The sequence below is a fragment of the Ewingella sp. S1.OA.A_B6 genome (assembly GCF_049889095.1).
Lineage (GTDB): Bacteria > Pseudomonadota > Gammaproteobacteria > Enterobacterales > Enterobacteriaceae > Ewingella.
On sequence record NZ_JBLJFK010000001.1, the window covers coordinates 1,387,177 to 1,409,341 of the forward strand.

A 22,165-nucleotide genomic window follows, 5' to 3' on the forward strand; every position below is an offset into this window, starting at 1 on the left:
CTTTCAGAAATTATGAACGAAGAGAATAATTCCTCACAGCGTTACGTCCTAGCACGACTATCGCGCCAAGAATAAAACCGCCCAAGGCACCCAGTATGAGTATCAGCGGCTTCTTCGGACTGTCCCGGTGAAGTGGCAGATTTGGTTTCATCACATAACGGAAGGAGTAAGTTGAATCCGGTTTCGATTTTAACGCGCTGATCGCTAACAATGACTGGCGGGAACTGTAGTACGAATCATCTAAAGGTAAGGGGCGCGTAGCTTCATTCTTAATGATTGAAGAGAGCGCATCGCTGCCAAGAACGAACAGCGTATCTTCAGACAGCGTTTCTGCCTGCTGTACCTTGGTGTTCTTAACGTTCGACTGCTCAGCAACGATCAATGCCTGATTAAGGATTTCCAGACGCTTGTCCTTCCTCTCCTGAGCCACCTTCTCTTTCGTTGCTAAATCCTCTTTCAGATCGCCGATTTTAGAGTTAATGCTAATTTGCAAGTCATCGTCGAGCTCGTTGACTACGCGCTTATTGATCTGCTGGATATAGGTCGTCAACGTTTTCTGCGCCTGACCCGCAGTTGCAGCGGTAAAGTTTATTTTAATGGGTGCCAGCTGATCTTTGACTACCGAAGTTATCGTTAACTTTTCCGGGTCAGGCTGATTATTAAGTTGTTCTGATAAAGCTGAAGTCGCAGCATTAAATCTTCCAAAAAAACGCTGTTGAACGTCAATGACAGTTGGCGCATTAGTCGGATTTTGGCTATAGAGGACTCCCATCGCATTGTTATAGTTCGCAACCTGACCTGAGTCCGGGTAGGTAAGAATCGCTTCAGAAGTCCATTTTTCTTTGGCAACAAACAAATAAACGACTGCTAGAGCCAGCGCCAAAATCATACAGATAATGATAGTCAATTTACCACGCCAAAGTCGTATAAAAACATCAACTAAATCAATAGATTCATCCGGTTGACTGCTGCGACTTTTGTTCACACTGTTGTTATCTTGATTCATGATCACCCTAAGAAAAAATTACTTATAAACAATTGTATGCATGAAGTTATTATAGTCTGCCGGGTTAAGAAACACCTAACCTAAAGCCAGACATTTCGATCAGATTACACCGAAATTTAACCGGTTCGTTAGTTCGCAAATTTCAAATCATCTGCAGTTGAATCAGGTTTTGAGAGGAAAATAAAAACGACCCGCTTAGAGGGTCGTTTAATAAGACATTGAGAATAACCCGCTTTAACTTAGTCCAGCCACTCGGTATGGAACACGCCGTCTTTATCGATACGCTTGTAAGTATGGGCACCGAAGTAGTCACGCTGTGCCTGGATCAGGTTAGCAGGCAAAACCGCTGAACGGTAGCTGTCATAATAGTTGATCGCAGCAGAGAAGGTTGGCGTCGGGATACCGTTCTGCACGGCATAGGAGACCACATCACGCAGCGCTTGCTGATACTCATCAGCGATATTTTTGAAATACGGTGCCAGCAGCAGGTTAGCGATAGATGCATTTTCAGCATACGCATCGGTAATTTTCTGCAGGAACTGAGCGCGGATGATACAGCCAGCACGGAAGATCTTGGCGATTTCGCCGTAATGCAGATCCCAGTTATTCTCTTCTGATGCCGCTTTCAGCTGTGAGAAGCCCTGTGCATAAGAGACAATTTTACCCAGATACAACGCACGGCGGATTTTTTCGATAAATTCCGCTTTGTCACCATTGAAAGGTTTAACGGTTGGGCCTGTAAGTACTTTAGAAGCCGCAACGCGTTGGTCTTTCAGGGACGACAGATAGCGAGCAAAGACTGACTCTGTGATCAGCGTCAGCGGTTCACCAAGATCCAGCGAGCTCTGGCTGGTCCATTTGCCGGTACCTTTGTTGGCCGCTTCATCCAGAATCACATCAACCAGATATTTACCTTCTTCATCTTTCTTGGTGAAGATATCTTTAGTGATGTCGATCAGATAGCTGTTCAGCTCGCCTTTGTTCCAGTCAACAAAAGTGCTTGCCAGCTCTTCATTGCTCAGGCCCAAAGACTGTTTCAGCAATGAATACGCTTCTGCAATAAGCTGCATGTCGCCGTATTCGATACCGTTATGAACCATCTTAACGTAGTGACCCGCACCGTCTGCACCGATGTAAGCCACACAGGCTTCACCATCTTCGGCGCGAGCAGCGATTTGCTCAAGGATTGGGGCAACCAGCGCGTAAGCTTCTTTCTGACCACCAGGCATGATAGATGGGCCTTTCAGTGCGCCCTCTTCACCGCCGGAAACGCCGGTACCGATGAAGTTAAAGCCTTGCTCAGACAGTTCGCGGTTACGGCGAATGGTGTCTTTATAATAGGTGTTGCCGCCATCGATCAGGATGTCACCTTTATCCAGATGAGGAGTCAGGGATGCGATGGTTTTGTCTGTTGCTTCGCCTGCTTTCACCATCAGCAGGATGCGGCGAGGTTTTTCCAGCGAGTCAACAAACTCTTCGACGCTGTAGTGTGGAACCAGATTTTTACCCGGGTTTTCAGCGATGACTTCATCAGTCTTGTCGCCAGAACGGTTAAAAATGGAAACGGAATAACCACGGCTTTCAATGTTAAGCGCGAGGTTACGGCCCATGACCGCCATACCGACAACGCCGATCTGTTGTTTGGACATTAACAACTCCTGTCTGAATTGGTTGATTGCCCAGCTTTACGACTAACCCTTTGTTATATTGGGGTTAATTTGCTCTGAGCTATACAAATGGACACAAGCATTGTACATGAGAATGGCAAAGGGGGAACATATTGCAGCGATCACAAAATGCGATACGCAACTTTAAGCCTATGCGAAGTAAAGTGACAACGCTTTCAACATGGAACCTATCAATTTCTCAATTGTGGTTCGCCAAAAATGATAGCTGAATTTATGATTTACTCGTGGATTACCTGATAGAATACCTTTCTTTACAAAAAAACGTTAAATCATGATTGCTAACATACAATACCTTAGATTTTTTGCTGCTTTTTTGGTGATTTATGCCCATGCAAACCTGTCGGTTTATGGTATTCCACCTTCAATAACTAACCTTGGTGGCATCGGCGTAGACATATTTTTCATCATTAGTGGTTTCATCATGCCATTCATCATATACGGTGGATTGCACAAAGATGGTATGGTACCCAAACTATCTCCTCTGGGATTTATTAAGCGTAGAATTACCCGAATATGGCCTCTTTATTTTGTCACGACACTTGCCGTGGTATTCATATCTTGGATGGAAAGTTCTAACTTAATATCTCAACCAACCGAAGATTTTGCTTACATTTTCAATTCCTCTCGTCTAGATTTAATGTGGTTCGTGAAAACGATGACTTTCACGAACTTCGATAAACCACCAATTCTTGGTATCGGCTGGACACTTCAGTTTGAGTTCTTATTTTATTTTATTCTGGCTGCAATGCTGGCATTAAGAGTAAAAAAAGCAAACTCGCTTGAAGTTTACGCAATTCTTACATTTGTTATTTTCGGTATGGGTAACTCCATAGCTCACGGTGAAAACAAAGTTCTGCTTACGCTTTCCAGTCAAATGTTTATTGAGTTTCTTATGGGAATGTACCTTTACCGCTTGTACTCTTCAGGATGCATTCTACCTAAGTGGCTGGCATGGCTTGGCCTTATATCCTTCTTTCCAATTTTTGCATTCGTTAATTCAGGTATATTACCCTACAACGAATACTCTCGCGTTCTTACATGGGGGATACCGGCATTCATTTTAGTATTTTCAGCGCTAAGTTTGGAAGGGAAAATACCACGTTACAGAATTTTTTTGCTCCTCGGTGATTCCTCTTATAGTCTCTACCTTTCACACGGAATTGCAGCGCCAATTTTTTTATTCGTATGGACTCATTATGGCCTTGAAAACACCATTGGAATAACCGCATACGTCATTATCTATTATATTTTTTGTCAAGTTATTGGTCTTGGTAGTTATACCTTGATCGAAAAGCCCTTGAATAATTGGATAAAGAAAAAATCTTACGGAAAAAAACAATGAAAAAAAACATCTTAGCTGCCTGTTTGTTAGTATCCATTAATTCTTATGCCGAACTACCTAAAGCAAATGATACATATTTATCATGCACTGAAGTATCTTGCAGTAACTATATTGTCAACAAATTCAACATACACCCTTCTTTTTTTGGTGGTACGTATGTTTACGCTGAACCAGTATATGCCTCTGTAGAATACAAGAAAGAAAAATTAATGTTCAAACCAACTTCTTCAGTTATGGTTTTCAATCAAACGACCAGTGTTCTATACCGTAAAAATAAAGATTTCGTTTACCATGGTAGCTCGATTACATTCCCGACGGATAGTGCGGTACCCGTGGCACCTGCTGGTTTTAGTAAACCACTAAAAGAAGATAAAAAATTTAACGTCAAAGTAAATACGGAATATCAAAATTATCAAATACCGGTATCCTATAAAAAGAACGGCCATTTGAATTTAAAAATGTCAGGCAGCATAAGTGATTTGCGTAAATTAATAAAAGAAGAGCCTGACATTAAAGTAACATATTACGGAGACAGTATAACGTTTGGGGCTAATGCAACAGACATATACTCAGCCCCTAACCAGCCGCCATTTGTTGGCCTTGTCTCTGCTTATCTATCAATGTTCAAAGGAGGAGGATACCACTGGTATAACCCATCAGTACCTGGCTGGAATACTAATAACGCCGTTTCTGATAATACTGGACGCATGTTGAAGCTTGATTCAAATATTTATGTCATTTCTTTTGGTGTAAATGATAGCAATGACGTAACTCCAAAAGAGTTTATCAAAAACATAGAGTTTTTAATAAGAGAAATAAAGAATAAAAATAAAAATGCCCGTATTGTCCTTACTTCCCCAATCAGACCAAACCCAGAATGGGTTCTTCCTAAAAAAGAATATTTCCAAGGATACAGCAATGGATTGAAGGCGCTATCGCTAAAGTACGAGCACACAACATTTATTGACATTACGGATGTTTGGAACCAAATACTTAAGAGAAAAAATATCTGGGCTATAACTGGAAATGGGGTAAATCATCCTGGTGATTTTGGTCACCGAGTGATTGCTGAGGCTTTACTCACTACTATGCTTGGAAGAAATTTTTATTAATTAAATGCTGAATGGACTTTGCTAAATAACTAAATAAATTTTATTTAGCCTATTAATAACATTCCAAAGAACAGCTTTACAGGTGCGCAGACGCTCACAGAACTTATCCCCAGGCCACCGAAAATCAAGAGATCACAGCCCATGAGACGTCTGCTGTGCCATGACGATCTGCGACATAAGAAAATAAAAATGATGAACAGGTAAGATCAATGACTGACGAAGGGATACCTACCGCAGTCAGTCGCTGGCGAAGCAAAGGTTTACGAATACTAGAAATGAAACACGTCTTACAGCTGCTGTTCAGTGGTCATCTAACGCTACGTTATTACAATACCTAGACTGGTGGGACTATGGACATGAACCGTGCATTAAACAAAATAATGTTGGCCGGCATCCAGAAAGTATGCGAGTTGTATGAAGAAGTGGCTGACAAGGAATACTTTATCTACATCTGATTTTTTAACAAACCACTCTTTAGTAGAAAAATAGAGAAATGCAAACCTAATCAAACAATTAGATTAATTTAAAAATCAATGATGTACTAAATTTTATTAGGAAAGTGAGGCAACTCATAAATACATCTTGGATTTATTTTTTTTGATTAAAAACATGATAATATAGTGCCAAAATTATGACTTATGATGTCTAAAAATTACATATAGCTCAATCAGTTATATCGAATCAAGCTTATTTAAAACCGTTCTGACAATGGAAAACACATTAATGAAAAAAAAATTAACGGTATCGATCTTAGTATCGCTAGTGGCATTCAACATACAGTCAAGCTCTGGGAATGATAAATGCAATTTCTTGTGGGGTACAGCAAGCTCAGCATATCAAGTTGAGGGAGGATGGAATCTTGATGGGAAAGGCCCTTCGAACTGGGACTATTTCACGCATAACAATGTGACTAAACACGTAACGGGTAAAAGTGAAAATGGAGATATTGCCACAAACCAAATATCCCGTGATGTGTATATTAAAGACATTCAACTGATGAAAAAAATGGGCGTAAATGCCTATCGATTTTCAATTGCTTGGTCTCGTGTTATGCCTGACGGTGTTTCGGTCAATCCGAAAGGTATTGAATACTACCAAAAATTAATAAAAGATTTAAAAGATGCCGGAATAAAACCAATTATCACACTCTATCATTGGGATATGCCACTGACCTTGTACAAACAAGGTGGCTGGTCCAACCCCGCATCACCGCAATGGTTCAGCAATTACTCAAACTTAATCTTTAAGAATTTCGGAAAGGATGCTCCGTACTTCATCACCTTTAATGAACCTGAAGGTTATATATTTACTCTTTCACCCTTAGTAGATAATTTGGTTTCAGCAACCCCTGAAGGTTACGAAAAAGTTCTTTCAGTTAAGTCACGCGCAATACAAGCCACATCAATGCACAATGTCCTTTTAGCAAATGCATTAGCAGTAAGTAATTATCATAAAATGAAGAATCCCGGAAAAATTGGGATGGCTCTTAATCTTTCGCCATGTATAGATCCCGATAATAATGTCAGCCAAGCAGCAGAGATGTGTAATGAGGTCCATAACAAGTGGATTTTAGATGCTGTATATAAAGGGGAATATCCAAAAGAAGTCAAAGAACTCTATGAAGCGGAAAATCCAAACTTTCGTCCAACCGATGCTGAAATGATCAAAATATCAGCCGCAAAGCCTGACTTTATCGGGGTTAATTATTATGGACCAACGTTAGTCAAAGACGATATTAATAAACCATTTGGTATTGGTGATAGGCCTAACCCTGACAAAGAACCTTCATATAACGGGCCAGTGTCGCCAAAGGAATTTATTAACCTGCTTATTTCACTAAAGAACAATTATGGCAACCCTGAGTTAATTATCACAGAAAATGGAGCAGGATTTGGCCCCAGTGATGAAAAGTTAAAAGATGGTATAGTGCAAGATCCCCTCAGAACAAAATATCTTTCTGCTCATATTGACGCGATAACAGAGGCAAAGAAAGAAGGGGCAAATGTGAAAGGCTATTTATTCTGGAGTTTTCTAGACAATTTTGAATGGTTATGGGGCTATCAAAATAGATTTGGAATAGTCAGCGTTGATTTTACTAGTAAAGATTTGAAACGCACACCGAAAAGCAGTTATTTTGAATATAAAGAAAAAATAGAAAAATTCAAAAAAGAAAATAAATGTAAGTAAGTAAGTAAGTAAGTAAGTAATTACAATTCAGTGTCTTGCAGATAATGACCACAATGCCGCCTTCAATGAAGGCGGCATTCATTAAAGTGACATATGAATGAATAATTTAGTTACAGAGCGTTTTCACCCAATAGTCAACACTGTATTTATTAATAACATTGGGATCTGTAGGCTGAAATTCTTTAGCAAAAAACTCAGAACTTAAAGTCAATTCATTCCTGTCGAGAAAAAAATAATTACATTCATTATAGAATTCATAATTTTTTATCTCAATATTTGTAGTAATCATTTTTATTTGCAAAGGAAGACATTCAAGAGTCCGCATTGTCAGTCCTGATTGACCAGGGTGCTGTATATCAAGAATAGCATCTGCATTTTTAAATAAACATACGACTTCTTTTTTACTTCTAGAGTGTATTGTGAAGCTGTATAGCTTATATCGAAAAACATTCTTAATATTAGTCGCGATAAAACCTAGCAACATAACAATCGATGGAAAATAAAGCACGAAATCGAGTTCGAATGTATGTTTATATTTTTGATAGATTTTACCTAGCAGCACGTATCTATCGCTATGTACACTACCTAAAAAGGCAATTCTCTTTTTTGGACTAACTCGTGCATGACTTTCTTGTACATTGACTTTCGAAAACTCAGGTGAGAAAAATAAAGGAAGGTGCTCTAAATTTTTAAACTTATTTATATCACGATCATCAAAAGTGTATTTTTTATCAAAAAGATAAAGATAATCTTGAACTTGAGGGTAATTAACTATTGAGTCCCAAGCGTAAAATACCATTTTAGTTTTTTTATATTTTGCACGAATACTTTTAACAATGTTTTCCGTGAGTGACTCACCTTTAAGCACAATAATAATATCCACTTTCTCAGGTGCACTATTGAGTAATTTCGCAAAGTAGTTATTTATTATTTTTTTAACTAAAAAATTATTTTTCCAAACTCTCAAAAGCACTTTGAAAAAGAAATTATTATACGGCTTTTCATCAAAATATGTAACATCATACCCTGCTCGATGTAAAGCTTCTGATATTTCATTTTCATAACCAAAAAATCGCGGACAAATAAACAATGCTTTCATTTTATTTACGCTTAATTATTTTTGCAGGTAAACCAGCGAGAATAACATCATCACCAAATGATTTAGTTACGACAGCATTAGCGGCAATAATAACATTGTTGCCAATTACTATTCCACCCAAAACCTTTGCACCAGAAGCAACTACTACGTTATCACCAAGTTTGGGTCTATTGGCGTAATTAAATGGAATGTCAATATTAGTTGCCCCCAAGGTTACTTGCTGATAAATAGTTGCACTCGTACCAATAGAAGAAGCTCCGATGACAATACCTTGTGAGTGAGGGATAAATAATCCTCCTCCTATCCAGCAGTTATTAGCAATCTCTACACCAAAGATGACAAAGTTAATAAGAGAGAATATTTTATCAAACACAGGTATTTTTTTTCTATAACAAAAGCTACTCATGCGAAAAAGCAGTACTGGTGTTAACTTGAAGCCTAAGAAAGCTTTTATTACATCAAACGTTGTAACACTGAGTTTATCTCTGCCACAAAGCATATAATATCTTTCAACGTCTTTTTTAGCTAGTGTGAACACTGTTTTTCCTCTTAAGGGTTACCCTCACAAATACCAAGGTAATAACAAATAACAAAAAATATGTTTGTATAAAAAACAAATTATAAAACCCACTAAAAATAACGCATTGCATAGCAACCGCATATGGATATATGCTAAATCGATATGACTTGAGTAAGTTTTGGTATGCGTAACTAAATAATGAAAGCATTAAAAACACTACCATCAAGGAACCAAATATGCCCAAGTCAGGTAGTAATTTTTCAAACATTGTCGAAACATTCGCATTACTATCTATAAGCTTCATAGAATCATGAAAGCCTAGATCCGGATAAATAATATTACGAATAACGCTTGGGAACAAATCCTGAAAACTTGTGAAATCAAATACTGGAATGATATGAGAAAAATTATAGGTTAGATTAGCCATTCCCGCAGTTATATATACATAAAACCAAGTAAAACCTGAAGGTAGAAAATTTAGCACCGAATCTTTATCCGTTATTAAATAACTATATGGATTTTCCGCACCGCGTACATCACCAACCGCACCAAATAAGAATATTATTAACACCAGTGCAGTAAATACTTTCAAGAATACATTCAGGGTCAATCTTTTGTGGAGAAAGTAGACTAACGATACTTCAACCAATCCAGACATGATTATTCCACGCCTAAAAACTAGCATTTCCCATATGCACATCCCTAATAATATCAGTATCAACTTTTTGTTTTTTGAACAAATATATTGATAATAAATTGCGGGAAAAACAAAAAGGAAGATCATGTTTACAAAACCATGGTAGGTAGGAATGCCAAATTCCGTATAGTTATATCCTCCGCGTAATTGCATAAGCATCGGTATACCACCGGCTACAATGACGTCGGGTATTACAGCCACACACCAAATAATAAACATTATTTTTGTGGATTTTGCAGTTGGCATTGTTTTTGACAAAGCAATAGAACTGACTGAACCATTACGAATGAATAATAAAGAAAACAATAACCCCAAGAAAACATTAGCCATTATAAAGAATGCAACATTATCTGATATAGCTATAGTGTTTGTTGTTAAACCCAAACTATACAAGCTAAATGTAAATAGCCATACTGAAGCATATATGAAACCTGGGGATAATAAAAAAATGCTCATTTACTTCCCCTTAACCTTCCGCCTTCAATATAAGAAAAGGCTAATAGTGACTTGTAAATTACTGCGGGTATTTTAAACGGTTTTTTATCTAAAAAATCGCATACTTTAAGTAGACACATTCTAAATGTTTTGATTGGTGCTGCATGTAAAATGCTGAGTAAGATACGGTCGGATTTTTTTTGGCTTATGCGCAATAATTCATAAGCGCCAAAAATACTTTCACGCAGACATTCAGGATGTTTTTCTTTTAATAAAGGAAAGGACTTATGTGCGTAAGTCACCATCCGGGCTGAAGCACGACTTATTGTTGGGGTATCACTATCTTCAGCTTTGACGTTTGGAAGAAAATAAAATGGGTAACCCATTTCACCGATACGCATACCTAATTCTTCATCCTCACAGCCATAATGATAGAAGCTTTCATCAAAACCACCGATTGAATCTATCACGTCGCGTGTTACGGCTACGCCATCGCTAGCAAAAAATCGAGTACTAATAAGAGATTGCCCTACATCCCTTGCACCAAGATAACGGCTGTCAAAATAACGCATATATTGGCTGCTACATAACCGCGATGGATTAATCCTAATATTTATACGCGCCGATGTGAGATTTTTTTCATAAAAGAAATCAGAGATACCAATAAGTGCTTTCTTTTCCAGGATATTATCTACGTCAATGAACAGTAGAACACGTCCCTCGGCATATCCTATTCCGATATTCCTGGTTTTTGAGCGCCCAAGATTAATACTGTTACGATGAAATATTAAAGAGTGAGAGTTGTTACATTCTTTTTTAAATTCATTAAAAGTAGACTCTAAATCTATGGGACTACAATCATCAATAATTATTAACTGCAGGAAATTTCTTGGGTAATCTAACTCAATAATACCTTTTAAAAATCTCTCTAGTTTTTCAGCATTACAATATGCCGGCACAATAATAGATATAAGCTCAGTGTGCATGGATTATGTTCCATAAAGAAAATAGTATATTAAATGTGTAAATTAACATTAATGCGAAAAGTATACCGTTCACACCTAAGAATAAATATGCTAACGGGACCAATAATATGGTTAACAAGAATGCAATCAACCATTTGATTGCTATACGTGATGTTTTCTTAATCCTAATAAGGACCAGACTAAGTAACTGATCCGTAGCTAAAAGTGGAGTAAGCCAAATAAAATGAGCTAAATAGGTACCTGCAAATAATAACTTACCCCCATAAAATAGACTAATAAACTCATTAGAGAGTATTGTAGTAAACAGTGCTCCTGCGCAGGTCATGCCGAGTGTTGAAAAGACACAAAAAGGTAGTTTTTGTTTTATATCTTTTATCTTCACATATTTGAAGATAAAGACAGGAGCTATTGCCTGGACGAATAAAATACATATTGCATACCAGTTATCAACTAACTGTAAAGCAGAAGCGTAGTTTGAATAAAACTCACCACTTACTCTTCCATCTAAATAAATACGATCGAATTTCATTGTAAGTTGTTGCATTACCAAACAAAACCAAACGATCAAACCTGATTTCAGCAAAAATATTATTTCGCTGTTTATTTTTACAAATTTAAAATTAGTAAAATTTTTAAAGCTATAATAGATAAGGATGCAAGGTAGTAACGACTCGATTACCCAAGCCACCCATAAATAATTAATCGGAACGTTATAATGCACTCCAAAATAAATTACGACCAACTTTACTATTGCAGAAAACATCAATATCAAACAAGGTTTTCTTAATTTCGCTTCGCTCTGAAACCAAGTTAAACCCACTATCATGGTTTCACGTAGAGCCACCGACACTGACAGCCCAATGATAAAAAGGCGAGCTAAACCATGCGCAAAAAATATCCCCCAGCCTAGCATTAAGAGACCGACTAAAAGCCCGGCAATTAAACGAAGGGTTAAGACATTGCTTATCGTTAAATTGAGGCGTTCAGGATGATCCATCAACCGAGGAATAACAACTTCCGAACCACATATCCATGTTCCTGTCATGAATACAGTCATCACAACCAACGAATATTGCCAGTTACTAAAATCATCAAGATGATAGCTCCCGATTATTATCCTATTTATTAAAATTATTACAATTAGTTGGACGATACGTTCCGCACCAAGAAAAAAGAAATTAATTAATACTTTCTTTTTATCTTGATCTTGAAGTTGTCGTATTACTGGTGAAAATAATTTAGATATCATTGCTTAGATACTTTATGTAATTTTTAATCATTATTTTCATTTCATCTAAAACATTACGATAGCTGAAATTATATTCATTAATGGTTCGTGAGTTATCAGTTACTGGGAAGTACTCCCCTGCAAAGCCATTATGCCATTTAATACTGCATTGAGTTTCTGACAATATGACGTTTGCAATCTCATCAGCCGTTGTATTAGAGCCGGAAGCAATGTTATAAACATTATGAGTATTCTTTTGTGCTATTTTATAAATTAATGCAGCAACATCAGTAACTGAAACATAGTCCTTAGCATATTCCGGCGAGACATACATATCCACATGCTTATTATTGATGGAATTTCTAATAATACTTGGCAAAAAAAGCGGGCTATGTAAGGCAAGCCCATACACATTACTAGGCCTGACAATAACAGTATTTTTTTCGCTTCTTAGACAAAGCTCCTCAGAGACTAACTTCGTCAGATTAAATAAGCGCCGGTTGTCACTCTCACATATTGTAACATTCGCGCTTTCACTAGACGCTTCTTGCTCCATATATACACGTGTAGATGAAATATATATTAATTTAGTAAAACTTGCATGTTCTAGTATATCGGCTAAAAGTTTGGTATTTGAATTAAAAACTTCAAATGGTTTGTTTACACAATCGCCGTTACCTGCTGCAAATATAACTATACCTAGGTCAGTAGTTAGCAGTGTATTGCAGTTACGAACAGGTACGTTAACCGTTTCACCTTTTTCTTTAAGTAAGGATACAATTTCACCACCAATGAAACCATTGCCTCCAATTACTGTATACTTATCACTCATTTCATATCCCGGTATTCTTGCAGCGTCATCTGTTTTTTATCTTTCTCTGATAAAAGAGGATTCTCGATTGGCCAAGCAATATCAAGATTAACATCATCCCACATAATTCCGCCCTCATCGCTTGGGTCATAGAAATCTGTGCATTTATAATGAAAATCGGCATACTCGCTCAACACACAAAAACCATGAGCAAAGCCAGGAGGGACATAAAGCTGATTATTTTTCTCACCGCTCAGAATCACTCCAACATATTGACCTAATGTCTCAGAATCTCGACGTAAATCGACTGCAACATCATAAACAGTGCCACTAATTACACTGACCAGTTTACCTTGTGGCTTGGTCTTCTGAAAATGCAAACCGCGTAAAACATTTTTAGCCGAGCGAGAACGATTATCTTGGACGAAACTCTCTTCGATGCCAGCCTCTTTATATTTTTTTTCATGCCAGGCTTCCAAAAAAAAACCCCGAGAATCACCAAAAATTTTTGGTTCAAGAATTAAACATCCAGAAAGAGGCGTCTTGATAATATTCATAAAACTTCCTACCATTTAATTAATTTAGATCAAATACAATTATAAATTGCATCAACAAACGATAAATTTCATTAGCAAATATAATATTAACTAATTGATGAGTTTTAAGAGATATTGACCATAACTATTTTTTTTGAAAAGTGTACCTCGCTCTAGCAACTCATCATCGCTTAACCAACCATTACGCCACGCAATTTCTTCTGGACAGGCAACCATCATGCCTTGTCTTTTCTGAACAGTTTCAACAAAGCTGCCCGCTTCAATCAAACTGTCATGAGTACCGGTATCAAGCCATGCGAATCCGCGACCAAGTAATTCGACCTGAAGTTTCGACCTTTTTAAGTATTCTTCATTGACTGCGGTGATCTCTAATTCGCCACGCTCTGACGGTTTAATATTCTTTGCTATTTCTATGACACTATTATCATAGAAGTAGAGACCGGTCACTGCCCAATTTGATTTAGGATGTATTGGTTTTTCTTCAATTGATAACGCATTAAAATCGGAGTCAAAATCAACGACTCCAAAACGCTCTGGATCAATAACATGGTAGCCAAAAATGGTCGCGCCATCCGTTCTCTCAGCTACTGAGCGCAACTTACCGCTAAAACCCTGTCCAAAGAAGATATTATCTCCTAATACCAAACAAACGGAATCTGAACCAATAAAATCTTCGCCTATAATGAAAGCTTGAGCGAGTCCATCTGGATTCGGTTGTACTGCATATTCTAAACGCACACCAAAATGTCGACCATCACCTAAAAGACGCTGAAAGGATGCTTGATCTTCTTCCGTAGTTATAATGAGAATATCTCGAATACCCGCTAACATTAATACTGAAAGCGGATAGTAAATCATTGGTTTATCATAAATTGGCAGTAACTGCTTCGACACACCCATTGTTACAGGATATAAACGCGTGCCTGATCCGCCTGCTAAAATAATACCTTTCATATAATTATTCCAGTCCTAAACGTTCACGTTGATAGCTGCCATCTTGCACTCTCTTGCACCAAGTTGGGTTATCAAGATACCAAATAATAGTTTTTCTAATCCCAGACTCGAATGTTTCAACAGGCTTCCAGTTGAGTTCCTGATTAATTTTCTCTGCATCAATGGCATAACGACGGTCATGCCCAGGGCGATCTGTCACATAAGTGATCTGTTTACTGTAGGATTGCTCTTTTGGAACGAGTTCATCCAAAAGGCCACAAATAGTCAGCACCACATCGAGATTTTTCTTCTCATTATGCCCACCAATATTATATGTCTCACCGACTTTGCCTTCTGTGACCACTTTATAAAGCGCACAGGCATGGTCTTCAACATATAACCAGTCACGGATTTGATCGCCTTTGCCGTAAATAGGCAAGTTTTTTCCTTCGAGGGCATTAAGTATGACTAAAGGAATGAGTTTTTCAGGGAAATGGTACGGGCCATAGTTATTCGAACAGTTTGTTACGATGCATGGCAGGCCATAGGTACGCTGCCAGGCACGTACAATATGGTCACTGGAGGCTTTCGAAGCAGAATAAGGACTGCTTGGCGCATACGCGGTTTTCTCTGTAAAGAGCGGCAGCGCCTCATCGCTTTCCCATTCATCAGGATGCGGTAAATCGCCGTAAACCTCATCTGTGGATATGTGATGGAAACGAAATGTATTCTTACGATGATCATCTAAGCCAGCCCAATAGGCTCTGGCTGCTTCGAGCAACGTATAAGTTCCAACAATGTTAGTGCCGATAAATTCAGCAGGACCGGTGATTGAACGGTCAACATGGCTCTCCGCTGCTAAATGCATTACAGCATCAGGTTGATGCTGGATAAAAACCTGATCCAGTGCATTTTTATCGCAGATATCAACCTGTTCAAACGCATAACGGTCGCTCTCAGACACGCTAAGTAATGATTCAAGGTTTCCAGCATAGGTCAATTTATCTATGTTAATGACATTATCTTTCGTATTATTAATAACATGACGAACTACTGCTGAACCAATAAAACCGGCACCACCGGTAACAAGAATTTTCATCTCAACAATCTCTCTTTGGATTTACAAATTCGCGCTTAAACCAACATTTAATTTATATTAAATGTAAAGACGTTATATACGGTCATTTGTCCTGGGATTTAACCCACATAACATCACATATACCATCGGTGGGCATGAAGCCGGCAGGCGCTTTAAGTAACAACTCGCGTATACGGTTTTGGTCGAAATGACTGCAGGCAATGTTCAACTCGCTGATTAATTCAGTGAGTTCTTCCCATGGCATCATGACTTCATTCGCAGTCATGATGCGCGGGTGCTGCGTATTCATAACATTTTCTCCGATGAGTAACTCTTCAAAAAGTTTCTCACCTGGCCGCAGACCGGTCATTTTGATCTCTATATCCCCAGCAGGATTTTGAGCGTCACGGAGCTTAAGTCCACTTAGCGTAACCATTCGATGGGCCAAATCGATAATTTTTACAGGGTCGCCCATGTCCAGTACGAATACATCACCACCATGGCCCATTGCACCGGCCTGGATAACCAACTGCGCAGCTTCAGGAATGGTCATAAAGTAACGAATAATATCAGGGTGAGTGAGCGTTATCGGACCACCTGCTGCGATCTGCTTCTCAAAAAGCGGCACAACGGAGCCCGATGAACCGAGAACATTACCAAAGCGCACCATGCTAAAGCAGGTAGCATTTTGGGAAGACGCTAACCCCTGAAGTACTAACTCCGCAATTCGCTTAGTCGCGCCCATAGTATTGGTTGGACGTACTGCTTTATCGGTTGAAATCAATACAAATTTTGTAACCTGACAGGCAATGGCTGCCCGCGCACACGCCAGCGTGCCAAATACGTTATTACGCACACCATCCGTTACATTATATTCAACCAGCGGCACGTGCTTATAGGCGGCCGCATGATAAATAGTTTCTATTTTAAAGCTCGTTAATATGCGTTCAACATGCTCCTGTTCCTGCACATTGCCCAAAATAGGATAGAGCTCTGTCTGTAAACTGTGCGCACTGATTATATCGGCTAACTCACGTTCGATAGCATAAAGTGAATATTCAGACATTTCATAGAGCACCAATATTTTCGGCGCGTTGCGTAAAATCTGCCGGCATAATTCAGAACCAATGGATCCTCCGGCTCCCGTCACCATTACGGATTTATCACGAATATTCCTCGCGATAAGCTCTGGAACAGCATCGACTGGATCCCGCCCTAATAGATCGGTGATGGAGACTTTACGCAGTGTATCAATACTGGCTTTACCCTCGACTAAATCAACCATACCAGGGATAGAAAGCACCTCACATGGCAAGCCTTCCAGCTGATTGATAACCTCACGTTTGCGGGAACGAGTAGCACTCGGCATCGCAAGAAGGATTTTCTTGACCTCATACTTATCTACCAACCAAGCGAGTTTATCGGGTGAGTAGACTGCTACACCATGCATCACGGTTCCTTGCAGGCGGGAATTATCATCCACAAAAGCCACGGGATAATATTCAGCAGCCTGACTCAATGCGGGCAGCAACTGCCTACCCGACGCACCTGCCCCATAGATAATAATTTTTGTGCCCATCTTCAGGCCGCGATTAATGATCATCCGCAATGCAAGTCGGGAACCAGCAATCATCAAAAGTCCAAAAGAAAAATAGATAATGGGTACCGTACGCGGCAGATACAAATTGGTATAAAAAGCGGCAATAATGATCAGTAACGAGGAAGCAACCATGCCGAAAGCCACAGCAACTAATATTTTTGCGGTGATATATCGAATGACAGCACGATATAGTCCCAGTTTCACAAAGAAGCCAAGAGTTGCAACAATAACGGAAAGGATCAAAATCCAGTGCGGTAAACTTGCAACGGGTGTCATTGAATCAATACGTACCCAAAATGCGAACCAGAAAGCACATAACAACAACACGACATCAATTGTCAGAGTGATAATTCTTTTCGCCGGCCTGGGTAAAGAGAGCAAATACTTAAGCATAATTTCAACCAAGTAGATTATCAGAGCATCAAGCCCTGGTTTTCAAAACTGTCCCGGGAGCACACACAGAAAAGGCTTCAACATAAGCCTTATACCCTCCGCATGAACCAACCTGTACAAAAGCATTCTTCCCAATATGGGCACTTCCGGCCAGATGTACGCCTACGCCAAGGTGAGAGAAGTCTTCAAGCATTCCGTCATGATCGACTGTCGACGTACAATTGATAATGACGCCTTGCCCAATATGAGCATCTACGCCAATGACCACGCCAGCAAAAATGACAGTGCCTGAACCGACTTTTACGGAAGGACTGACAATAGCTTTAGGGTGAATTAAGGTTGCTAATTTTAGCCCCAGATTCAAAGCTTGGCATTGTAGCTGCTCTCTAACGTTATTGTTGCCAATACCGATAACTGCGTGGGTATAACGCGGCGCGTACTCTTTTAACTGGTCAATACACCCAATGATATTGGAACGTTTTTCACCACCGGGCTTCCAGCTATCGTCGAGATAAGCAATATGCGAAAAAGCACCAGAAAGCGAAGCCAGTTCATAAATCGAACGTCCATGCCCACCGGCCCCGAGGATCAACAGTGAATCGGTCATAATGACGAGTTAGCCTTATCTTTCACTCCTGCACCGCAGAAGAAAGCGAGTGCAAGAAGCGGCAGCCATGCTATGAAAACGCCAATGACACCGGTGACGACTCCTTTAGCAATAAGAAGCGACAAAGGAGTAAGCCATACAATGTTGATGAGCAATGCGCCTAATGTGACAGGTATATGGCTGCCATACTTACGGGCCAGAATTTGATATGTGTGGCTGGCGTGTGCTTCATAAACCTTCTTACCGGCAATAAGGCGACGCAATAACGTCACCGTAGCATCAACAATAAATAGGCCCAACAGGCATATTTCAGCCATAAATAAGCCACTGCTTAAGGTCGCAACATGCAGCACAATAAGACCGACAATAATACCGAGGAAACCGCTGCCTGCGTCTCCCATAAAAATTTTAGCTTTTGGAAAATTCCAGAAAACGAATCCTAATGCTGCGCAACCTAATAGAACCAGAATAGAGAACTGACTTGTTTCCATAGCTCCAGGTACAGAGAAAATAAGCAGCATGCATGAACTGATTGAAAACGTGATGGCCTCTATACTTGCCAGACCATTAATTCCATCCATAAAGTTATAAAGATTTAGCATCCACGCCAAATAGATCAAACCAAATAACATGCCAGCCCAACCGGCGGAAAACTCATAACCAAACAGATCAATAATCGGGAACTGCCCTAAAAAATACAGCCCTGCCGCTCCGGCCATAAAATGCATTAGCAAACGCCATCTGGCTGCGATATGTCCATGGTCATCGAGAAACCCAACAATAGCAGTAATACTACCCGCAATAGACAGAGAGAATAACTGAGAAGTTGAGATAAGGCCTAGCATAAATAAAACCACCAGCCCAATGAGGAAACTCACCACGATAGCAACGCCACCACCGCGTGGTGTTGGGACTGAATGTGAACTACGTTGATTAGGAACATCAATAACATTATTTTTTAACGCATAAACCCGCAAACACCAAGTCAAAACAAAAGAAATAATGAAGATAACCACAGCAATGATTACATTAAGCATTATTTATTTTCCTTAACAAAATACGCAGCCGTTTTTTTCATAGTCTCGTCAATAGTGACCGGCGGCTGCCAGTTCAATAATGTCATTGCTTTGCTAACGTCAATTTCGAGTGACCCATAGAGTTGATCGTACAAGTTCTTCTTACCCGTTAATCTCAAAGCAAAACCTAATAAACAAGAGGGGAACCACATAACGCGGGCTGGCTTTTGCATACCTAAGGAAAAAGCACGAACAATCTCTTCGGTACTGGGTGCACTTTTATCAGCCAATAGGAATAGTTCATTTTTGGACTGTGGATTCTCTATACAAGCTGTAATAAAACTCACAACATTGTCAAGTGATGCCATCCCTCTTTTATTTTTGACACCTTTAAAAGGTAAAGGCAGTCCGCTTGCAACAATTGTCAGTAAGCGGCGGATATTACCCGGCGCATTTTCTCCGCAAATAAGTGCTGGACGAATCACGGTTATGGCCATATCGCTATTAGCAAACTGTTTTTTTAATGCTTCTTCAGCTTCAAGCTTCGAAATGGCATATTCAGAAGTCGGTTTAGGTACGGACTGCTCGGTAAAAGGAGTACCGTAAGTTTCATTACCATTGACACCAATAGAACTGATAAAAATAAAATGCTTAACACCTGCAACTTGTGCATCTTGCGCGAGTTTTAGCGTAGCGTCACAGTTGACACGGCGGAACTCAGCTAATTTATCTTTTGCTCTATCATCCATAACGTGTGCACGCCCAGCGGTATGAACGACTGTTTCGCAGCCTTTCAGGGCAACTGACCAGTCGGTCTTGTTGGAAATCTGCCCGATATTAACCAGGGTCTGTGCATTACCAGATGCACGACGTGAAGTCCCTACGACAATGTGATTTTTTTCTTGAAGCTTTGCAACCAAATTACTGCCGACAAAACCTGTTGCCCCTGTTACCAGAATTTTCACTGCGTATCCTTATTAAAGGTAGATCGTGATAACGGTTTCTCATAACCATCACGGTCTATAAAGCAACCTCATAAAATATTTTTATCAAAAAAAATTATAATGCTAAGTAGGCGCTCTCTGTAAAGATTCAATAATCCAAGTATTCCACAAAAAATAAAATTGATGTTTTGGGATGCTCGTTAATGGGCTAATGCAAATAATAAATCGTTAAAAGCTAAGAAATGGCTTTTTTAAGTTTTAATGAACATTAACTTAATAAAGAAGCAGAATTATAAACCATAGTTTGGACGAAAAAAGGTGCATTGATGTACGGCAAGTAATGATATAAAAAAGCACGCTACCGCCCTTGGCTTACAAGCTACCAATGCGCTCCAATTCACTTATCTAATTGAATTTAAACAAGTTACCCAACCAATAGTTTAACCACATCAATCTGTCATTGTCAGTTGCCAGTGCATCTACATCAGCAGTGTGATCTTACCCTTACTATTGCCCATGACAAGATTCCATTATCTTAAAATAGGGTTAGATAATTTATTTCGTCAGCTCAATGCCGAAGAGGTTCAGATTGGCAATTTGTCACTGTATTTAATGAACGAAAAAGCACCATTAGCATGGTGCTCTTGAGTTTCATAAAAAACAGACCCGTTACTTACCTGCGAACTCTTCCAGCCAGGCCTTGAACGCCGGTCCCTGCGATTTGTGGCGAATACCATACTCAACAAAGGCTTTCATATAGCCAAGTTTATCACCACAGTCATGTGAGCGACCGGTCATGGTAAAAGCTTCGACGGTTTTTTTCTTCATCAGCATAGCGATAGCATCGGTCAGCTGAATTTCATTGCCTGCGCCGTACGGAGTCACAGCCAGCAGTGGCCAGATGTCTTCGGATAATACGTAACGCCCAACAACAGCAAGATTCGATGGCGCATCTTTGCGATCCGGTTTCTCAACAATCGCAGTCATCGGGGTACTTTTGCCCGGTTCGCCTTCCACGCCGTTGCAATCGACTACACCGTATTTAGACACATCTTCTTCAGGCACTTCTTCAACCATTATCTGACTGTTGCCGCTTTCTTTAAAACGGGCCAGCATGGCGGCAAGGTTATCTTTACGAAGATCGCTGGTGGAGTCATCCATCAGAACGTCAGGCAGAATAACGACAAAAGGTGAGTTACCAATTAGAGGTTTCGCACACAACACTGCATGGCCCAGACCCTTTGACTGGCCCTGACGCACATTCATTATCGTTACGCCTTTCGGGCAGATCGATTGCACTTCTTCCAGCAACTGGCGCTTAACGCGTGATTCCAGCATGCTTTCCAGTTCAAACGACGTGTCGAAATGGTTTTCAATGGCATTTTTAGAAGAGTGAGTCACCAGGATGATTTCTTTAATGCCAGCGGCAGCACATTCGTTAACAATGTATTGGATCAATGGTTTATCAACGATCGGCAACATTTCTTTAGGAATGGCTTTTGTAGCAGGCAACATGCGGGTGCCAAGACCGGCAACAGGGATAACAGCTTTTAACATTGTAAAGGATACTCCTTGAAACCAATAGTTTGAAAATTCAGCCAGTTATAATATTAAAAACGTTCGGTCACTCACTGTACTGAAGTTGTTTAAATCATTTCTTTTTCAGTGTCGCTTGTTCTTCTACCAGTATAGACCCTGAGTAAAGGAAGGAAGCGTTAAGCGACGCATGCTACTAAACATCTTCTGATCTGATACCTGCTAGTTACGATAGCAGCAAGTACACATAAACGTTAAGCTAAAGACTTAAAATTCAGAATGTTTCCCTCGTTTGCGGGTTTTATAATCGCAAACTGTCACTTTCTGACCCATTGTTCAGACGGCCAACCGACGCACGACTTTCAATCGAAACACCTTTTTTTCTGGTAC

The 22,165-nt window shown here is 39.6% G+C and carries 19 protein-coding genes; 3 read left to right on the top strand and 16 right to left on the bottom strand.

The window, feature by feature from the left end; all coding sequences use genetic code 11:
• Positions 1-10 precede the first annotated feature (10 nt).
• Both wzzB and gnd read right to left on the bottom strand, forming a co-directional pair.
• Entirely contained in the window at positions 11-1,006 is a 996-nt protein-coding gene (gene wzzB / locus ACMV8I_RS06645) for an LPS O-antigen chain length determinant protein WzzB (RefSeq protein WP_498864382.1), read from the bottom strand.
• Positions 1,007-1,245: 239 nt separating this feature from the next.
• The gene (gene gnd, locus ACMV8I_RS06650) at positions 1,246-2,655 is read right to left on the bottom strand and encodes an NADP-dependent phosphogluconate dehydrogenase (RefSeq protein WP_498864383.1); all 1,410 of its coding nucleotides are present in this window, start codon (positions 2,653-2,655) and stop codon (positions 1,246-1,248) included.
• 310 nt (positions 2,656-2,965) lie between these two features.
• On the opposite strand from gnd, the gene ACMV8I_RS06655 reads away from it, so the two are divergent.
• The 3 genes from ACMV8I_RS06655 to ACMV8I_RS06665 all read left to right on the top strand — a co-directional run bounded on the left by ACMV8I_RS06655 (position 2,966) and on the right by ACMV8I_RS06665 (position 7,335).
• Positions 2,966-4,036: an acyltransferase family protein gene (locus ACMV8I_RS06655; RefSeq protein WP_498864384.1), complete on the top strand. Its 1,071-nt coding sequence runs from the start codon at positions 2,966-2,968 to the stop codon at positions 4,034-4,036.
• A complete protein-coding gene (locus ACMV8I_RS06660) occupies positions 4,033-5,148 on the top strand; it encodes an SGNH/GDSL hydrolase family protein (protein ID WP_498864385.1) in 1,116 nt (371 codons plus the stop codon). Before ACMV8I_RS06655 ends, ACMV8I_RS06660 begins: the two co-directional genes overlap by 4 nt.
• A gap of 723 nt (positions 5,149-5,871) precedes the next feature.
• Positions 5,872-7,335, top strand: coding sequence for a glycoside hydrolase family 1 protein (locus ACMV8I_RS06665; protein ID WP_498864386.1), 1,464 nt, complete (start codon positions 5,872-5,874; stop codon positions 7,333-7,335).
• A gap of 106 nt (positions 7,336-7,441) precedes the next feature.
• Here ACMV8I_RS06665 and ACMV8I_RS06670 read toward each other — a convergent pair whose 3' ends face one another.
• The 14 genes from ACMV8I_RS06670 to galU all read right to left on the bottom strand — a co-directional run bounded on the left by ACMV8I_RS06670 (position 7,442) and on the right by galU (position 21,796).
• On the bottom strand, positions 7,442-8,434 hold the full coding sequence (locus tag ACMV8I_RS06670; RefSeq protein ID WP_498864387.1) for a WaaS/CpsH family glycosyltransferase: 993 nt from the start codon (positions 8,432-8,434) through the stop codon (positions 7,442-7,444).
• Between the two features lies 1 nt (position 8,435).
• The gene (locus tag ACMV8I_RS06675) at positions 8,436-8,972 is read right to left on the bottom strand and encodes a serine O-acetyltransferase (protein ID WP_498864388.1); all 537 of its coding nucleotides are present in this window, start codon (positions 8,970-8,972) and stop codon (positions 8,436-8,438) included.
• Positions 8,956-10,107 (bottom strand): O-antigen polymerase, encoded by a 1,152-nt coding sequence (locus ACMV8I_RS06680; RefSeq protein ID WP_498864389.1) that lies wholly within the window; start codon positions 10,105-10,107, stop codon positions 8,956-8,958. Before ACMV8I_RS06680 ends, ACMV8I_RS06675 begins: the two co-directional genes overlap by 17 nt.
• Positions 10,104-11,072, bottom strand: a complete 969-nt coding sequence (locus ACMV8I_RS06685) for a glycosyltransferase family 2 protein (protein WP_498864390.1) — start codon at positions 11,070-11,072, stop codon at positions 10,104-10,106. The genes ACMV8I_RS06680 and ACMV8I_RS06685 overlap by 4 nt, the downstream gene beginning before the upstream one ends.
• Complete coding sequence (locus ACMV8I_RS06690; protein WP_498864391.1) at positions 11,062-12,321, bottom strand: MATE family efflux transporter; 1,260 nt, start codon at positions 12,319-12,321, stop codon at positions 11,062-11,064. Before ACMV8I_RS06690 ends, ACMV8I_RS06685 begins: the two co-directional genes overlap by 11 nt.
• Positions 12,311-13,132 (bottom strand): NAD-dependent epimerase/dehydratase family protein, encoded by an 822-nt coding sequence (locus ACMV8I_RS06695; RefSeq protein ID WP_498864392.1) that lies wholly within the window; start codon positions 13,130-13,132, stop codon positions 12,311-12,313. The genes ACMV8I_RS06690 and ACMV8I_RS06695 overlap by 11 nt, the downstream gene beginning before the upstream one ends.
• On the bottom strand, positions 13,129-13,668 hold the full coding sequence (gene rfbC / locus ACMV8I_RS06700) for a dTDP-4-dehydrorhamnose 3,5-epimerase (protein ID WP_498864393.1): 540 nt from the start codon (positions 13,666-13,668) through the stop codon (positions 13,129-13,131). The genes ACMV8I_RS06695 and rfbC overlap by 4 nt, the downstream gene beginning before the upstream one ends.
• Positions 13,669-13,758: 90 nt before the next feature.
• Entirely contained in the window at positions 13,759-14,622 is an 864-nt protein-coding gene (gene rfbA / locus ACMV8I_RS06705) for a glucose-1-phosphate thymidylyltransferase RfbA (protein WP_498864394.1), read from the bottom strand.
• A gap of 4 nt (positions 14,623-14,626) precedes the next feature.
• Entirely contained in the window at positions 14,627-15,700 is a 1,074-nt protein-coding gene (gene rfbB / locus ACMV8I_RS06710) for a dTDP-glucose 4,6-dehydratase (protein WP_498864395.1), read from the bottom strand.
• An 82-nt stretch (positions 15,701-15,782) separates the two neighbouring features.
• Entirely contained in the window at positions 15,783-17,672 is a 1,890-nt protein-coding gene (locus ACMV8I_RS06715) for a polysaccharide biosynthesis protein (RefSeq protein WP_498864396.1), read from the bottom strand.
• Positions 17,673-17,700: 28 nt separating this feature from the next.
• On the bottom strand, positions 17,701-18,279 hold the full coding sequence (locus tag ACMV8I_RS06720) for a PglD-related sugar-binding protein (protein WP_498864397.1): 579 nt from the start codon (positions 18,277-18,279) through the stop codon (positions 17,701-17,703).
• Positions 18,276-19,316, bottom strand: a complete 1,041-nt coding sequence (locus ACMV8I_RS06725; RefSeq protein ID WP_498864398.1) for an MraY family glycosyltransferase — start codon at positions 19,314-19,316, stop codon at positions 18,276-18,278. Before ACMV8I_RS06725 ends, ACMV8I_RS06720 begins: the two co-directional genes overlap by 4 nt.
• Complete coding sequence (locus ACMV8I_RS06730) at positions 19,316-20,260, bottom strand: NAD-dependent epimerase/dehydratase family protein (RefSeq protein ID WP_498864399.1); 945 nt, start codon at positions 20,258-20,260, stop codon at positions 19,316-19,318. Before ACMV8I_RS06730 ends, ACMV8I_RS06725 begins: the two co-directional genes overlap by 1 nt.
• A gap of 648 nt (positions 20,261-20,908) precedes the next feature.
• A complete protein-coding gene (gene galU, locus ACMV8I_RS06735; RefSeq protein WP_498864400.1) occupies positions 20,909-21,796 on the bottom strand; it encodes a UTP--glucose-1-phosphate uridylyltransferase GalU in 888 nt (295 codons plus the stop codon).
• Between the last annotated feature and the right edge of the window lie 369 nt (positions 21,797-22,165).

What these genes read in the sequence shown, in the direction of transcription:
- ACMV8I_RS06725 (WP_498864398.1), bottom strand. Translation starts at nt 19,316, where the DNA reads ATGCTTAATGTAATCATTGCTGTGGTTATCTTCATTATTTCTTTTGTT.
- galU (WP_498864400.1), bottom strand. Translation starts at nt 21,796, where the DNA reads ATGTTAAAAGCTGTTATCCCTGTTGCCGGTCTTGGCACCCGCATGTTG.
- rfbB (WP_498864395.1), bottom strand. Translation starts at nt 15,700, where the DNA reads ATGAAAATTCTTGTTACCGGTGGTGCCGGTTTTATTGGTTCAGCAGTA.
- ACMV8I_RS06715 (WP_498864396.1), bottom strand. Translation starts at nt 17,672, where the DNA reads ATGCTTAAGTATTTGCTCTCTTTACCCAGGCCGGCGAAAAGAATTATC.
- rfbC (WP_498864393.1), bottom strand. Translation starts at nt 13,668, where the DNA reads ATGAATATTATCAAGACGCCTCTTTCTGGATGTTTAATTCTTGAACCA.
- ACMV8I_RS06720 (WP_498864397.1), bottom strand. Translation starts at nt 18,279, where the DNA reads ATGACCGATTCACTGTTGATCCTCGGGGCCGGTGGGCATGGACGTTCG.
- gnd (WP_498864383.1), bottom strand. Translation starts at nt 2,655, where the DNA reads ATGTCCAAACAACAGATCGGCGTTGTCGGTATGGCGGTCATGGGCCGT.
- ACMV8I_RS06655 (WP_498864384.1), top strand. Translation starts at nt 2,966, where the DNA reads ATGATTGCTAACATACAATACCTTAGATTTTTTGCTGCTTTTTTGGTG.
- wzzB (WP_498864382.1), bottom strand. Translation starts at nt 1,006, where the DNA reads ATGAATCAAGATAACAACAGTGTGAACAAAAGTCGCAGCAGTCAACCG.
- rfbA (WP_498864394.1), bottom strand. Translation starts at nt 14,622, where the DNA reads ATGAAAGGTATTATTTTAGCAGGCGGATCAGGCACGCGTTTATATCCT.
- ACMV8I_RS06665 (WP_498864386.1), top strand. Translation starts at nt 5,872, where the DNA reads ATGAAAAAAAAATTAACGGTATCGATCTTAGTATCGCTAGTGGCATTC.
- ACMV8I_RS06695 (WP_498864392.1), bottom strand. Translation starts at nt 13,132, where the DNA reads ATGAGTGATAAGTATACAGTAATTGGAGGCAATGGTTTCATTGGTGGT.
- ACMV8I_RS06685 (WP_498864390.1), bottom strand. Translation starts at nt 11,072, where the DNA reads ATGCACACTGAGCTTATATCTATTATTGTGCCGGCATATTGTAATGCT.
- ACMV8I_RS06670 (WP_498864387.1), bottom strand. Translation starts at nt 8,434, where the DNA reads ATGAAAGCATTGTTTATTTGTCCGCGATTTTTTGGTTATGAAAATGAA.
- ACMV8I_RS06690 (WP_498864391.1), bottom strand. Translation starts at nt 12,321, where the DNA reads ATGATATCTAAATTATTTTCACCAGTAATACGACAACTTCAAGATCAA.
- ACMV8I_RS06660 (WP_498864385.1), top strand. Translation starts at nt 4,033, where the DNA reads ATGAAAAAAAACATCTTAGCTGCCTGTTTGTTAGTATCCATTAATTCT.
- ACMV8I_RS06680 (WP_498864389.1), bottom strand. Translation starts at nt 10,107, where the DNA reads ATGAGCATTTTTTTATTATCCCCAGGTTTCATATATGCTTCAGTATGG.